Source organism: Micromonospora sp. WMMC415 (genome assembly GCF_009707425.1).
GTDB lineage: Bacteria > Actinomycetota > Actinomycetes > Mycobacteriales > Micromonosporaceae > Micromonospora.
This window is the reverse complement of the sequence record NZ_CP046104.1, coordinates 3,110,579-3,123,432: the sequence shown is the minus strand read 5'-3', so window position 1 is coordinate 3,123,432 and position 12,854 is coordinate 3,110,579. Positions and strand designations below refer to the sequence as shown.

General features: G+C 71.5%; 17 protein-coding genes and 1 pseudogene. 16 read left to right on the top strand and 2 right to left on the bottom strand.

The features are described from left to right. Positions 1–203: 203 nt before the first annotated feature. The 13 genes from GKC29_RS14900 to GKC29_RS14845 all read left to right on the top strand — a co-directional run bounded on the left by GKC29_RS14900 (position 204) and on the right by GKC29_RS14845 (position 9,652). Positions 204–866 carry a hypothetical protein gene (locus tag GKC29_RS14900; protein ID WP_155331407.1) on the top strand — a complete coding sequence of 221 codons (663 nt, stop codon included), beginning with the start codon at positions 204–206 and terminating at the stop codon, positions 864–866. Between the two features lie 95 nt (positions 867–961). Continuing rightward, positions 962–1,729 carry a GGDEF domain-containing protein gene (locus tag GKC29_RS14895; protein ID WP_155331406.1) on the top strand — a complete coding sequence of 256 codons (768 nt, stop codon included), beginning with the start codon at positions 962–964 and terminating at the stop codon, positions 1,727–1,729. 83 nt (positions 1,730–1,812) lie between these two features. Then, the gene (locus GKC29_RS14890; protein WP_155331405.1) at positions 1,813–2,679 is read left to right on the top strand and encodes a hypothetical protein; all 867 of its coding nucleotides are present in this window, start codon (positions 1,813–1,815) and stop codon (positions 2,677–2,679) included. A 115-nt stretch (positions 2,680–2,794) separates the two neighbouring features. Then, entirely contained in the window at positions 2,795–3,223 is a 429-nt protein-coding gene (locus GKC29_RS14885) for a hypothetical protein (protein WP_155331404.1), read from the top strand. Positions 3,224–3,356: 133 nt separating this feature from the next. After that, positions 3,357–3,785 carry a hypothetical protein gene (locus GKC29_RS14880; RefSeq protein ID WP_155331403.1) on the top strand — a complete coding sequence of 143 codons (429 nt, stop codon included), beginning with the start codon at positions 3,357–3,359 and terminating at the stop codon, positions 3,783–3,785. Between the two features lie 174 nt (positions 3,786–3,959). Continuing rightward, positions 3,960–4,649 (top strand): hypothetical protein, encoded by a 690-nt coding sequence (locus GKC29_RS14875; protein ID WP_155331402.1) that lies wholly within the window; start codon positions 3,960–3,962, stop codon positions 4,647–4,649. Between the two features lie 215 nt (positions 4,650–4,864). After that, complete coding sequence (locus GKC29_RS14870) at positions 4,865–5,086, top strand: hypothetical protein (RefSeq protein ID WP_155331401.1); 222 nt, start codon at positions 4,865–4,867, stop codon at positions 5,084–5,086. A gap of 64 nt (positions 5,087–5,150) precedes the next feature. Next, positions 5,151–6,158: a DUF4192 domain-containing protein gene (locus GKC29_RS14865; RefSeq protein WP_196255878.1), complete on the top strand. Its 1,008-nt coding sequence runs from the start codon at positions 5,151–5,153 to the stop codon at positions 6,156–6,158. A 139-nt stretch (positions 6,159–6,297) separates the two neighbouring features. Next, positions 6,298–6,984 carry a GGDEF domain-containing protein gene (locus GKC29_RS14860; RefSeq protein ID WP_196255877.1) on the top strand — a complete coding sequence of 229 codons (687 nt, stop codon included), beginning with the start codon at positions 6,298–6,300 and terminating at the stop codon, positions 6,982–6,984. Next, entirely contained in the window at positions 6,981–7,196 is a 216-nt protein-coding gene (locus tag GKC29_RS14855) for a hypothetical protein (protein WP_155331398.1), read from the top strand. Before GKC29_RS14860 ends, GKC29_RS14855 begins: the two co-directional genes overlap by 4 nt. Before the next feature lie 107 nt (positions 7,197–7,303). Further along, the gene (locus tag GKC29_RS29570) at positions 7,304–8,437 is read left to right on the top strand and encodes a hypothetical protein (protein WP_196255876.1); all 1,134 of its coding nucleotides are present in this window, start codon (positions 7,304–7,306) and stop codon (positions 8,435–8,437) included. Beyond that, on the top strand, positions 8,437–9,372 hold the full coding sequence (locus GKC29_RS14850; protein WP_230689076.1) for a DNA-processing protein DprA: 936 nt from the start codon (positions 8,437–8,439) through the stop codon (positions 9,370–9,372). The genes GKC29_RS29570 and GKC29_RS14850 overlap by 1 nt, the downstream gene beginning before the upstream one ends. Then, positions 9,356–9,652: a hypothetical protein gene (locus tag GKC29_RS14845; RefSeq protein ID WP_155331396.1), complete on the top strand. Its 297-nt coding sequence runs from the start codon at positions 9,356–9,358 to the stop codon at positions 9,650–9,652. The genes GKC29_RS14850 and GKC29_RS14845 overlap by 17 nt, the downstream gene beginning before the upstream one ends. A 443-nt stretch (positions 9,653–10,095) precedes the next feature. On the opposite strand, the gene GKC29_RS14840 is transcribed toward GKC29_RS14845, so the two are convergent. Further along, positions 10,096–10,305 (bottom strand): hypothetical protein, encoded by a 210-nt coding sequence (locus GKC29_RS14840; protein ID WP_155331395.1) that lies wholly within the window; start codon positions 10,303–10,305, stop codon positions 10,096–10,098. Positions 10,306–10,441: 136 nt separating this feature from the next. On the opposite strand from GKC29_RS14840, the gene GKC29_RS14835 reads away from it, so the two are divergent. Together GKC29_RS14835 and GKC29_RS29565 are read left to right on the top strand one after the other, a co-directional pair. Beyond that, the gene (locus GKC29_RS14835; RefSeq protein WP_155331394.1) at positions 10,442–11,047 is read left to right on the top strand and encodes a hypothetical protein; all 606 of its coding nucleotides are present in this window, start codon (positions 10,442–10,444) and stop codon (positions 11,045–11,047) included. Positions 11,048–11,111: 64 nt separating this feature from the next. After that, positions 11,112–11,843, top strand: a complete 732-nt coding sequence (locus GKC29_RS29565) for a hypothetical protein (RefSeq protein ID WP_196255968.1) — start codon at positions 11,112–11,114, stop codon at positions 11,841–11,843. A gap of 225 nt (positions 11,844–12,068) precedes the next feature. Here GKC29_RS29565 and GKC29_RS14830 read toward each other — a convergent pair. After that, positions 12,069–12,263, bottom strand: a pseudogene (locus GKC29_RS14830) (transposase); the annotation flags it as partial. Positions 12,264–12,339: 76 nt separating this feature from the next. Here GKC29_RS14830 and GKC29_RS29955 point away from each other — a divergent pair. Next, positions 12,340–12,783 carry a transposase gene (locus tag GKC29_RS29955; RefSeq protein ID WP_155331393.1) on the top strand — a complete coding sequence of 148 codons (444 nt, stop codon included), beginning with the start codon at positions 12,340–12,342 and terminating at the stop codon, positions 12,781–12,783. Positions 12,784–12,854: the final 71 nt, after the last annotated feature.

The following is a 12,854-nucleotide window of genomic DNA, read 5'->3' as shown; positions in this document are numbered from 1 at the left end:
CACCCGCCATTCGGCCGGTCGGCCTGCCCCGCCCGTCGGCGCCCCGCCCACCCCACAGCACCACCACGCGCCTTCAGGCGCCCGCCGCGGGATCTCCCGCGCGCTGCTGACCGCGTCGCGGTCAAGCCCTCACCTTCCTTCCCACCGGGAAGCCGACTTCGGCATGCCCATCCCCACATCGCAAACGCCTTGAGGAGGAACTCGTGCCCAACACGTCCCTGACCATCGTGTGCCTGCCCAACGGCACCCCCACCGACCAGCTGGCCACCACCGCCGCAACCTGCCTCGCGGCCACGCGGCTGACCAGTCTCGGCAGCGCCGGGCACTTCATCGTCAACACCCGCCTTCGCCGTGGAAGCCTTCTGCAGCCTTGGAAGGACACCGCCGCCGGCGGACCCGTCCGCCTCCTCGACCTCGACGCCATGCGCGCCGCCGCCCGGCGGACCTACTGGTACCGCTGGCACATCTGGAACCAGGTCGTCGCCGGCACCCGGCCCGCCCAGCCCTACTGGACCTTCCTCGAACGGCACCGCGCCGACCCGGCCAAGTACCCGATCGCCAAGGCCCAGCAGCACTACCTCGCCCAACCCCGCCTCGCGAACATGCTCACCTACAACGCACTGCCGAACAGGATCATGGATCTGCCCACCAGCCACCTGGAGGCATTCCAGACCGGCGCGCACGCCTACGCCCACTTCGGCTGGCTCTGCGCCGTCCCCGGCGACAGCCTGCTCTGCCTCGACGGCACCCACCTGGCGGCCACCAGCGACTTGTACGCCACCCGCATGGCCTACCTGGCCGAAGCCAACCGACGCATCACCGCGCTCAACAACCGCGACATCCTCGTCGCGCTCCGCACCCGCTAAACCCCACAGCACCCACCCGCACAGGCGAACCGGTCGGATCCGGTTCGCCTGCCGGCGCTTGCAGCCTCAACCCATCCCCGGAAGGAGGCTCCTTCATGCACCTCGCTCCATTGGTGACGGCCATGCGCTGGATCGCGATCGCCGCCACGACGCTCGTCCAGTCCGTCGTTGTCTGCCTACTGGTCACCGACCGCGGCGAGTTGGCGGGCGTCATCGCTGCGCTCGGCATCGCCCTGCAGGCGCTCCTGCTGGCCGGCTACAACCACATCGCCGTGCGCGCCACGGACCGCATCGCCGAGCTGGCGAAGGACCTCGCGGTCGCGGACATGGACCCCGTCACCGGGCTCGCGGTCCGCCGCGTCGCGGAACGGCACCTCTTCGACGCCGCCGGCACCGACGTGACCGTCGCCCTCATCGACGTCGACGGCATGCACGACATCAACACCGCCCACACCCACGACGGCGGCGACCTGTACCTCGCCGCACTCGCCGAACGGCTCGTCCACGCCGCCGAACCCGGCGAACTCGTCGCCCGCCTCGGCGGCGACGAGTTCATCGTCGTCACGCCGCGGGACCCCCACACCCTCGCCTGGTCTCTGGCCGCCGCGGTCGCGCTGCCCGTCACGATCGACACGATCACGCGGCCGATGCGCGTCAGTATCGGCATCTGCCGCACCCCCGGCGGTGACCCGCACACCGCCCTCGGCCAGGCCGACCGGGCCATGTACACCGCGAAGCAGCGCGGCAGCGGAATCGAGCACTACGACCCCGCCCGCGACGGCGAGCCGCTCTCGCACGGCGTCCGCCCGGCGGTCCGGCACCGCAACCGGCGCGCCGCCCGCAACACCGCCCACAACACCTGACCCACCCACCAGGCTGCCGGACTCGACCCGGCCCGGCTCTTCCTACCCACCCATCGACGCACGCTGCAAGAGGAGGCGATCACATGGGCGCCGACATGGCCCTGCGCAGCCTGTACCTGCCCACCGGACACACCATCAACCGCACCGCCGCCACCGACACGATCCGCCAGCTGTGCCGCGAAGCCACCATCGCCGACCTACGCGTCCTGCTCGACCACGGGTGGATCGACGACCAGGTGCCCTATTCCGAAGACACCTGGACCGAGGAGGCGCTGACCGCACGCGCCGCAACCCTGCGGCAGGCCGCCGAAACCGAACTGATCCAGCTGTTCGATCGGTTCGCCCGCTCACTGGGACACCGCGACGTCACCCGGCACCGCTTCGACAACGGCGACGAAGGCATCGACGCATACGAAACCGGAGGGCTCAGCTGGGGCGACGGGCCCACCGAGGCGTACGACGCCTGGGACGTCGTCCACGACACCGGCAGGCTGCCCGCCACCTGGTCCGACCAGTTCGGGGCCGCCGCCGGGCTGCTGCACCCCGTGGGGCGGCGGCCCGGCCGTCACCACCGTCACCTTCCGAGCCTGGGCCTGACCAGGCCCACGACCAAGGGAGCGCTGATGAGCAGAGTTATCCGCCGCATCGACCGCGGCGCCCGCACGATCGACGGCATCGACCTGCACCTGACCGAACTCGTCTGGGACGACGGTGGCCGCAGCTTCGAGGTCCGTCGCACCGACACCGACCTCGACCTCACCGAGGACGGCTGCCTCGACACGTGGCCTACCGACGAGCACCTGGCCAACCTGCTGCGCGACCACGCCGGCAGCTGGTCGTGCCTCGGCTGCGGCGCCGCCATCGGCGGCCGTCAGACCGACCTCATCACCGACCACGTCCGCGACTGCGACGCGGCCGACCGGTCCCCGGCAGGCCCACGTGACCGGTGAACCTGCAAGCACCACCAGACGGCGCGAGCCGATGCCGGTGTGCCAGCGGTGCGGGACGCCCAGCGACACGGTCCGCGGCGGCCACCCGTGGTGCAGCCCGTGTGCCATCTACCTCGTGCTCGATCCCGAGCACGGCGACTGGGTCAGTTTCGCCGAACGCGACCACCGCCGGCGTGCGGCCGCCAACCAGCGGCGCATCGCCGCCAGCGCATGCCAGGTCCACCGAGCGATGTCGGCGGTTCACGGCCGGATGCCCGACGGCTGGCACGCGGTCGCCCGTCAGCACGTCGACGGCGCTCTCCACACCCTCGACGTCGAACCGGCCCCGGGACAGGCCGGCGTCGACGCGATCGCCTACCTGATCCCACCCACCGGCGGATGCCGCGAATGGCGGGTGCGGGTCCACAACCGCACCCGCCGGATCAACTTCCCGCTGTACCGCGACGGCGGCGCCCAAGCGGCCTTGTTCGACACCGCCGGCGACGCCCTCGACGCCGCCATCTGCGCGTTGCGCGTCGAGATCGCCAGCGCCGCACATCGCTGACCGGCCACTGATCGGCCGTCCACCATTCCGTTCCTAGGCCGTCGCCCGGCCTGCACACGCGCATCCCCTGCGCACACCGGGCACGGCCACCCGCCGTGCCCGGATTCCCAGCCCATTCACAAAGGAGTCCGGCATGACCGAGCTGTTCGCTCCCCGCGCCGCCGTCGTCCCGCCCGCCGACCTGCACCTCGGGCAGGCCGTGCACGTCAACGCCCGCACGGTATGGCTACTTGCCACCGTCACGTCGATCACGCACACCCGCATCGGTGTCGCCTACGGCGCCCAACTCCACGCAAGCAGTCCCCTCGCGGACGCGGTCGCGCCGTGGGTGGTCCGGCCCGCCGACGGGGTCCGTCTGCAAGCGGTGCACGAGTTGCGCGCCGGCGATGACGTGGTCGCTTTCGACGGCACGACGCTCACGATCGCCGCGGTGTGGCAGGGCCGCGACGGGTGGTGGGTCATCGACTACATCACCGGCGAGCGCGCCAGCGTGCCGCCGAACGCGATCCTGCGGCTGACCGATCCGTCGCCGACGGTCAGCGTCAACGGCATCCCCCTGTGACGCCACCCCACCGCGGGCCCGGCGTCATCGCCGAGCCGTACCCGGCGCCGAGCGCCGCCGAGCTCAGACGACGCGGCCAGCCCGCGAACCCCCATCTCGCGCCGTTCGGCGCGAATCTCCGATCCCGCGTCCTGGCGACCCACCGGGCCGCTGTTCCTCCCGAAAGGCAACGTCATGACCAACACCATGCAGCAGTGTGTCGTGGCTTCCGGCCGCCCCAGCGCGCAACTCGCCCTCACTGCGCACCCGCACCGGCATTCGGAGCCGCTCGCCGCGCTCGCCGTGTCGCCCGGCCAGGCGGTCACCATCGTCCACACCGACCGCCGGGAGAACGCCGTCGTCCTGGCTCAGCCCGCCGTGACGGGCACGGTCCGTGTCCTGGTGGACGGACACGCCCGCAGCCTTCGCGCCGACGTCGCCGCCGTACCGGTGATCGACCCCGCCACCGCGCTCGGGTTGGCGCAGCAGGCCGTCGCCTGGGCCTTGGCGGCCCAGCACACCGCTGCCGACCGCGCCCGCGCTCTGGCCGAAGAGCTCGACGAGCAGCGGCGGTTGCATGTGCGCCGGCTCGCGGAGATCCGGTCCTACGCCATCGACCGGCACCGCGACGGCGACATCTGCCGGGACGGGCTCGACAAGTTCCTCGCCCATTTCGACCTCGATCCATACGACCCGCGCCATCGGGTCCGGTTCACCATCAGCGGCAGCTTCGACGTGACCCCGGAGGACGGCCGCGACGCGGGGGACACCGAGTACGACGTTCGCGAGTACCTGCGAATCGGCACCGATCAGGTCGACGGTGTCGACGAGGACACCCTCACGTTCGACGTCACGGTCAACGGCGTGGAGGCCCGCGGCGAATGACCAACAGCGAGCAGCCGCCCGGCGTGCGCAGCACCCAAGCGTCCTCGCCGTCGAGCACGAAGAAGGACCACTTGACGGGCGGGCGTGCCGTCACCGTCGCCGTCGCCGAGCAGATGGGCGCCAACCCCGCCTGTCGGGCCAGCTGGGCCAGCACGCCTCGACATCCGTAACCGCTCTCGGCACGAATCTCGCCGCCCACCGCGCTTCGGCGACGTTTGACGTGCCCCACCGTCGATCCAGGTGGCCGGTGTCTGGGTCTGCGCCTTCGCCGGCCCAGCCCCAGCCCCGCCGCCGGCCTGCTCGTCGCCCGCCTCGGCGGCGGCCGGCAGCCGCTGGTCGGACCGATCGTCGTCACCGGCCGTCGGGACACCACCGCCATCAGCCTCACCACCGCCCAGATCCACGCGGTGCTGGCCGCACTCACTTCCTGCCGCTGATCCCCAACCGGCGGCTTCACGCCGCCGGCCCCATCCCCATCGCTCATTGAAGGAGGACCAACCTGTGGTCGCACCCCGCAAGCTTCGGCTCACCAGCCGCGAAGACATCGTCGTCGCGGTGCCCTACCTTCTCGGCTTCCACCCACAGGACAGCCTGGTCTGCGTCGTCCTGGACAAGCAGCGGATCCGGTTCGTCGCCCGGCTCGACCTTCCCCAGCCGTCCGAGGTCCACCAGCTGTCGGCGCCGGCCGCGCAGACCGCCGCGATGATCTCTCGGTACGGCTCGGCGGCGATCATCGCCGGCTACGGCCCGGCCGATCGCGTCGAACCCGCGGCTGAGGTGTTCACCGCGGCGCTGCTCGCTGCCGCCGTCGACGTGCTCGAAGTCCTTCGGGTGGACGATGGCAGCTACTGGTGCCTGTGCGGTGACACCGGCTGCGCCGACGGAGTCGGGTACGACCCGTCGGCCAGCATCCTCCCGGCGGAGGCGGTCTATCTCGGCATCGCCCCGCTGCCGGACCGCGCTGCGCTGAAGCAGCTGATCACGCCGGTGACCGGGCCGGAGCGCGACCGGATGCGCGCGGCGAGCGACACCGCGCTGCGGCGGCTCACCGACATGCTGTCCGACGGCGGCATCTCGATCGACGGCGGGCAGCCATCCCCACCCGAGCACGTCGTGCGCGCCGGAATCGCGGCGGTGCGGCAGGCGTACGAGTCCGCTGCTCGCGGCGAAACCTTGTCCGACGATGACGTGGCATGGCTGACCGCCGTGCTCCTGGTGCCGCAGGTCCGCGACCACGCCTGGACGACCTGCGACGGCAGCGACGAACAGCGGCGACTGTGGATCGACGTCACCCGCCGCGCCATCCCAGAGACGACAGCCGCGCCGGCCTGCCTGCTCGCCATCACCGCCTACCTCGCCGGTGACGGCGCGCTGGCGAACGTCGCCGTGGACCGGTCTTTGCGCGCCGACCCGGACTACCACCTCGCGCAGCTGCTCGGCCACGCCCTGCAGGCCGGCCTGCCGCCGCACCTGTGGCAGGCCGCCACCACCGGCACGCCCAACGACTAACACGCACGTCCGGTGCCCCGCGCGGGCGCCGCCGGCATCCCCGCGAACCCCACGAACGGGGGTTTCGCGCACCGCTTGAGGTGAGGGCAGCCGGTGGCACCCGGCTGCCCTCGACACCTCCCCAATCCAGGGATTGGAGGTGTGGGCACCAGTGTCCACCCCCGCGCGGATCACCGCAGTTCTCGCGGCGATAGCAATCACCGCCGCCATCACCTACCACCTGGCCCGGCGCCGCACCGCCGCCTACCACCGCGCGGCGCTGACCGCCGTCGTGCACGCCGCGCGCCGCGACGACCTGACCGGCCTGGGCAACCGCACCGGCCTCCACGCGGCCCTGGCCGACGTCGCCGGACGCCCGGTCTCCGTGATCCTGATCAACCTCGACGGAACCCGGGCGTTCGTGAACCGTTTCGGCCACCGTGCGCTCGACCAGCTGCTCGTCCTGACCGCCGGCCGTCTCCGGCACGTCGCGTCCGCCGCCGGCGGGTCGGCGTTCCGGCTGCGGCGCGACGAGTTCGCCGTCATCCTCGACGCCCGCGTCGATGCCGCCGGTCACGCCGCACGCCTCGTCGCGGCCGTCGCCGAGCCCACCGAGATCCAACTCTTCGGCGTGTCCACCACGGTCACCGTGACCGGCTGCGCCGGCGTCGCCGCCTTCTCGCCGTACGCCGACGGCGATCAGCGGCTCGCGCTCATCCGCGCCGACCGCGCGATGCGCGTGGCGAAACGGGCCGGCCGCGGGCAGACCACCGTATTCGACCCCGCGGCCATGCGCGGCCTCGACGGCTCGCATGCCTCCCACGCTGATGGCGGGGAGGCACGATGACGACCCGCAGGTTGATCATCTGCAGGGTCGGGCGGTGGCCCGCGACGACCGGCGGGGACGTGTACGGGCTGATCGACGCGCCGATCCTGATCGGCGCCGACGCGGTCAAGCGGGAAGCCATCCGGATCTTCGCCAGCACCCTCGCCAGCGCCGGGAACCTGGCCGGGGACGACCCGGACTTCACGCGCCGCCATCTCTTTCCATCAGCCTGACCGCCCTTGCCGGGCGGCGGCCTCACCTCGTGCCTACGGGCAGGTTGGGGCCGCAGCGGGTCCCAACCTGTCCGCCGCCACGAGGCGGGGATAGGAGGGCCACACTGATGGCCAAGAACAACCCAACGGCCAAGAAGCCGAAGAACAACCGCCCGCAGGCCGGGCGGGTGGGCCGCGGCGGCGACGATCGGGCCGATCTGCTGGCGAAGATCAAAGCCGACTTCGATGCTCGGCTGGCCCGGATGGCGGCCGAGCCCGCGCAGTGGGTCGAGTTCATCGACCACGTGGCCACGTTCGGCGCCCGCTACAGCCTGGGCAACCAGATCCTGCTGCTGGTCCAGGCCGAGGAGCGCGGCGTCGAGCCCCGCTACTTCCTGCCCTACGGCCGAAAGGACGGGTCGACCGGCTGGAAGGCCCACAAGCGGTACGTGCGCGCCGGGGAGACCGCGTTCAAGATTTGGGCGCCGATCAAGCGGCGGCCGACCGAGGAACAGGTCGCCGAGTGGGAGGCGGCCGGGCGCACGGTGAAGCGGGAGCTGTCCGGTCGGCCTGCCGTGCAGGTGGTGGGCTTCGGGCTGGCCAACACCTTCGAGTTGTCGCAGACCGACGGTGAACCGTTCAAACCGCCGACCGTCATGGTGCGCCGACGGGTGCACAAGCGCGGGAGCGGCCCGCAGTTGCTCGTCGGCGACGACCCGACCGGTGTCTTCGACGACCTGGTCAAGCTCATCAAGAACGAGGGGTACACGTTCGAGCTCGCCGCACCACGCACCGGTCACCTGGGCGGCGCGAACGGGGTCACGGTCCGTGGCCCGGGCGTGCAAATCGTGCAGGTCCGCGACGATGTCGACCCGGCCCAACGGACCAAGACCACCCTGCACGAGCTGGCGCACATCCGCTGCGGGCACCTCGACACCGCCGCTGCGGTCGTCGGTGAGGACGTGCACCGCGGCCGGAACGAGACAGAGGCCGAGAGCGTCGCGCACATCGTGCTGCGGGCCCTCGGTATGGACAGCGCGGCCTACAGCGATGCCTACGTGTTCGGGTGGGCAGGCGGCGACATGGACCTGGTCAAGGAATGCGCCGAAACGGTGCTGCGCGTGGCCAAGCAGATCCTGACCGACCTCACCCCGGCCGACGACGCCACCGAGGAGACCGACTTGATGCAGGCCGGACCCGACGAACCGGACCCGGCCGCGTTCGAGCTGGCCAGCGCGGCGGTCGAAAGGAGGGCCGCGTGATGGACACCTACTCCGACGAGCGGATTGCGCGGGCCACGCTCGGATGGCTGTGTGAGCCGGGCGATTCCGGCCTGCGAAAGCTGCTGGCCGACCACGGCCCGGTCGAGACGTTCGACATGTTGTCGGTGCGTGGTGTGCCGTTCGTTGCCCGGTTGGAGATCCGGCATCTGCCCCCGTCCTGGCTGTGGGGCGAGGCGGTCGTCGCCGTGGACGGGGCCCAGCGGGGCGGCGGTCGGGTGGTGATCCCGACCGATCCCGACTGGCCGACCGGACTGCGTGACCTCGACGGCGGGGAGCCGGTGTGTCTGTGGGCGCGCGGGACGGCCCCGATCCCGCGGCAGGCGGCCTCGGTCACCATCGTCGGGTCGCGGGCCAGCAGCAACTACGGCAACCACGTGGCAGCCGACCTCGCCGCCCAGCTCGCGGGCCAGCACCGGACGGTGGTGTCCTCCGGCGCGCTCGGGATCGACGGCACAGCCCTGCGGGCCGCGCTGGCCGCCGAGGGCGACGCGGTCGCGGTCCTGCCCTGCGGACTCGACCAACTCCACCCGCACCAGCATCGCGGGCTGTTCGAACGCCTCGCCGTCGACGGCCTGCTGCTCAGCGTCTGGCCCCCAGGCGCCCGGCCGACCCTGTGGCGGACGGCGGCCACCCAGATGCTGCTGGCGGCGCTCACGGCCGGCACGGTTGTAGTCGAAGCGTCGCTGCGCAGCCGGGCGTTGCAGGTGCTCCGGCAGGCCATCGACTTGGGCCGTGTCGGCATGGTCGTGCCCGGTCCGGTCACGTCCGGCGTGTCGGCCGGCTGCCACGAACTGTTGCGCACCGACCCGCGGGTCCGACCGGTCGCCCATGGTGGCCACGTCCTAGCCGACCTCGCACCGCAGCCCGGGAGCGCGCCGGACGAAGGTGGTGGTGCCGGTGACGGCGACGCATGACATCCCGGTGCACCTGGCCGGGCGGCCCCGCACCGGCGGGCTCGTCGTCCCGTGGAGCACCCCGGCCACCTCAACTAAGCTGCATCTGTTCGGGAAGCTCACCGACCTGTCGCAGTATCGCTGCCTGACCCGGACCCTGTGCCAGGTCTGCGGCAATCGGCTGGGCCAGCTGGCGGTGCTGTTCGCCCGGGAGTCCGACTTGACCTGTCAGTGCACCGCGCCGGCTGTTTGCCCGCCGTGCGCGTCCTACAGCAGCCGGGCCTGCCCGATGCCCGGGTAGCCGGGCAGCGTTCTCGGTACCGGGCCAGCGAACACCCGCCCTGGCCGGAATTCCGGTCAGCGGCGATCAGCTGCTGCGGCAAGCGGCACCGGCGGAGCCCTGGTACGCGGTCTGGGTCCGCGACTACGACGTGATCCGGCACCCGGCGCAGCCCGCCACACTCGCCGCGTCGTGGCGGCGGATCCCGCCGCTACGCATCCGACCCCTGACCACCGCCGGCTGACGGCGTAGCAGCGCAGCCGTTCCCCGGCGCGCTCGCCCTAGCTGCACCACCTACCGGCCGATGCCCGGCCACCGCTGTGCGACCTCGCACACCCCGGGCACGGCCAGCAGGCCGTGCCCGGGGTTCCCCACCTTCCCTTTCTGGAGGAACCCTGACCATGCGCAGCCCACACCAGCAGCACCGCACCGGCCCCCAGCCCGACCGGCCCGCCACGGCACGGTCATCCACCGGACCGCGGATCGCTGTCATCGGCGGATCGCTGACCGGTCCCGCCGCAGCTTTGCTGCTCACCCAGGCCGGCTTCGCACATGTCACCCTCTACGAGGCCACGCCGGCCAGCACCACGCTCGGCGGCGGCCTGATCTCCCTGGAACACTCCAGCCTCGGCATCCTCGACCAGCTCGGCCTCGGACAGGACGAATACGTCCACGTCCCGTCGGGGACGATCTGGCAGACCCCGGTCCACGCCCGAGCCCTCGGCGACCCGAGACGCCGCGCCTACCCCCGGCCGGTTCACCACCTGGACCCAGCTCAACCGAGCCCTGACCACCCGGATCCCCGCCGGCATGGCGCAGACCGGCGCGCGGCTGACCGGGCTCACCGCATACCGCGGGCGCCCGCTGCTGCACTTCGCCGACGGTCGCACCACACCCGCCGACATCGTCGTGCTCGCCGACGGGCGGGCATCCACCGGCCGCAAAATCCTCGACCCGTACCGGCGCCTGCGCTACGCCGGCTACATCGGCCACCGCGGCACCGTCGCATACAACCCAACCAACATGGTCGACTTCTGGCGGCTGGAGCCCAGCCCCGGCGTGCAGTTCAACATCGCCCCGATCCCCGGCGGCGTCGACTGGACCCTCTACCTCAACGCCACCACCGTCGAGTACACGAACATGTTCGGTTCGACACCGCACCGGCGGCTGTTCGCCCAACCCCGCCACGTCACCGACGCCGCTCGGGCGCACGTCGATGGCCAGGCGCTGTGGCACCTGCCCGAGCCCTGCGCGACCGCCGTGCACTGCACCACCACCCGGAGCGCGTTTCCGGTCATGGACATCGACCCGCCCATCCAGATGGTCTGGCCGGTCGGAGACGGCTTCGCCGTCCTGCTCGGCGACGCGCTCGCCCCCGGTCCGGGCGCACACCGCCCGCGGTGCGCTCCGTCGTGATTGAATGACACGCTGACGAGCAGCGGCAAGCGCATCCGTGTCACGGGGAGCGGGGAGGAGCGGCATGGTCCGCCGAGGCTGGTGGCTCAAGATCCTGGCGGGCCTAGTCGTTGGTGCGGCCGTGGGCGTGGCGGTATATTACGCGAGCCTGCTCGACGGGCAGAACCTATTCATACTCGCTGGAGCCACCGCAGGCGCCGTGGCGGCGGTGATCGTGCACGCGTACAGCGTCGGCGGCATCCGGCTGACCGACGTGAAGGTGACCGTGCCTCAGCTCAGTGAGCTGAATTTCGTGCTCACCCGCGACACACAGCAGGTCGCCTGGCGGCTGTTCAAGGAGATGACCAGCCGTGTGGCCATACGACCCCTGGCCCCGGGCACCGGGCGGCTTCGTGAGGCGCTGTCGTCGCTACACGCGCTGGTGCTGCTCACGCGGCAGATCCTCGACGAGGTGAAGCCGAGCCGGTTCGTCGGCGCGGCACCGTCGGTCGAGCACCTCGCGCTCGCGATGGTGAACAACGAGCTCGCGCCATTCCTCTCGCGTTGGCACCCGGAGCTGCACGCATGGGAGCAGGAGTCGTCCGACCGGCCCGAGCAGGAGTGGCCGGGAAACGCCGAGTGCCGGGCCGATCTCGCGGCCATGCAGTCGCGGCTGAGGCCGTACGTGCTGGGCTTCGGGAAGCTCGCCGGCATGAGTGACGAGACCGTCAAGGCGCTGCTGCATGCGCAGCTCGACCTCGACAACGCGGGAGCGAAGGGCTCGGGCTCGCTGCCGTACCAGCGCAACACCGCGTGAGCGCCCGACCGCGCCGGGCCCGGCGGCACGTGTCGACCGGGTCACGGCGGGGCTGACGGCGTCCCTTGCCGGCCGATAGGATCTGCGATCTGCCCACCACTGAGGACAGTGATGCGGAGGTGCGCTCGTCAGACGGGACGTGTTCATCTCGTACAGCCACCAGCGCGACAAGCAGTTGGCCAAGGCCCTCGAACACGGTCTTAAGAACCTGGCCCGCCCCTGGGCCAGGCGTGTTCCGATAGCGTTGTCCGACAGGTTCGCGGCAGTCACGATTACGGCGAGGATGATGCCGAGAGCGTCGGTGATGATCCCTCGTTTCCGACCCACGATCTTCCTGCCCGCATCTGTTCCTTGGCTGGTCACGGGCACGTTGGTGGACGTCTTCACGCTCTGCGTGTCGAGCACGGCAGCCGTCGGATCCCTCCGTGTCAGGATCCCGTGAGACATCGGGGTGCCAGATTTTGTGAAGTAGGGCGAGACGGGATCATCAACGATCGTGACCTTGAGCATCGCTGACATCGGCTTGGGCGAGGATGGGCTGATGGGTTCAGCCTCCTCACCGCGGGCGGACCGGCCGAAGCGCCGGACGTTCACACCTGAGTACAAGCTCGCCATCGTGGCCGAGTACGACGCGTTGACCGAGGCCGGCGCGCGGGGTGCGCTGCTGCGCCGCGAAGGGCTGTACCACTCACACATCATCGAGTGGCGTCGCGCCCGCGACGCCGGAACCCTTTCCGGGCCGGCACCGAGGCCGGGCCGCCGGCCTGGCAAGACTGCTGAGCAGGTGGAGAACGAACGGCTGCGGCGGGAGAACGAACGCCTGCAAGCCGAGCTGGCGAAGACCAGGGCCGCGCTGGACGTGGTGGGAAACGCACACGCGCTCTTGGGGCTGCTCTCCGAGAGCGCGGAGCAGACACGCGACGGCAGGCCGCGCAGGTGATCGACGACGCCTTCACCGCCCTGGCGCCGTTGACGTCGATCAAGCGGGCCTGCGCGCTGTTGGGCAAGTCG

Bases quoted from the DNA above. Each gene is read 5' to 3' on its own strand.
- GKC29_RS14875 (WP_155331402.1), top strand. From the start codon at position 3,960: ATGACCAACACCATGCAGCAGTGTGTCGTGGCTTCCGGCCGCCCCAGC.
- GKC29_RS14850 (WP_230689076.1), top strand. From the start codon at position 8,437: ATGGACACCTACTCCGACGAGCGGATTGCGCGGGCCACGCTCGGATGG.
- GKC29_RS29565 (WP_196255968.1), top strand. From the start codon at position 11,112: ATGGTCCGCCGAGGCTGGTGGCTCAAGATCCTGGCGGGCCTAGTCGTT.
- GKC29_RS29570 (WP_196255876.1), top strand. From the start codon at position 7,304: ATGGCCAAGAACAACCCAACGGCCAAGAAGCCGAAGAACAACCGCCCG.
- GKC29_RS14835 (WP_155331394.1), top strand. From the start codon at position 10,442: ATGGCGCAGACCGGCGCGCGGCTGACCGGGCTCACCGCATACCGCGGG.
- GKC29_RS14855 (WP_155331398.1), top strand. From the start codon at position 6,981: ATGACGACCCGCAGGTTGATCATCTGCAGGGTCGGGCGGTGGCCCGCG.
- GKC29_RS14890 (WP_155331405.1), top strand. From the start codon at position 1,813: ATGGGCGCCGACATGGCCCTGCGCAGCCTGTACCTGCCCACCGGACAC.
- GKC29_RS14880 (WP_155331403.1), top strand. From the start codon at position 3,357: ATGACCGAGCTGTTCGCTCCCCGCGCCGCCGTCGTCCCGCCCGCCGAC.
- GKC29_RS14895 (WP_155331406.1), top strand. From the start codon at position 962: ATGCACCTCGCTCCATTGGTGACGGCCATGCGCTGGATCGCGATCGCC.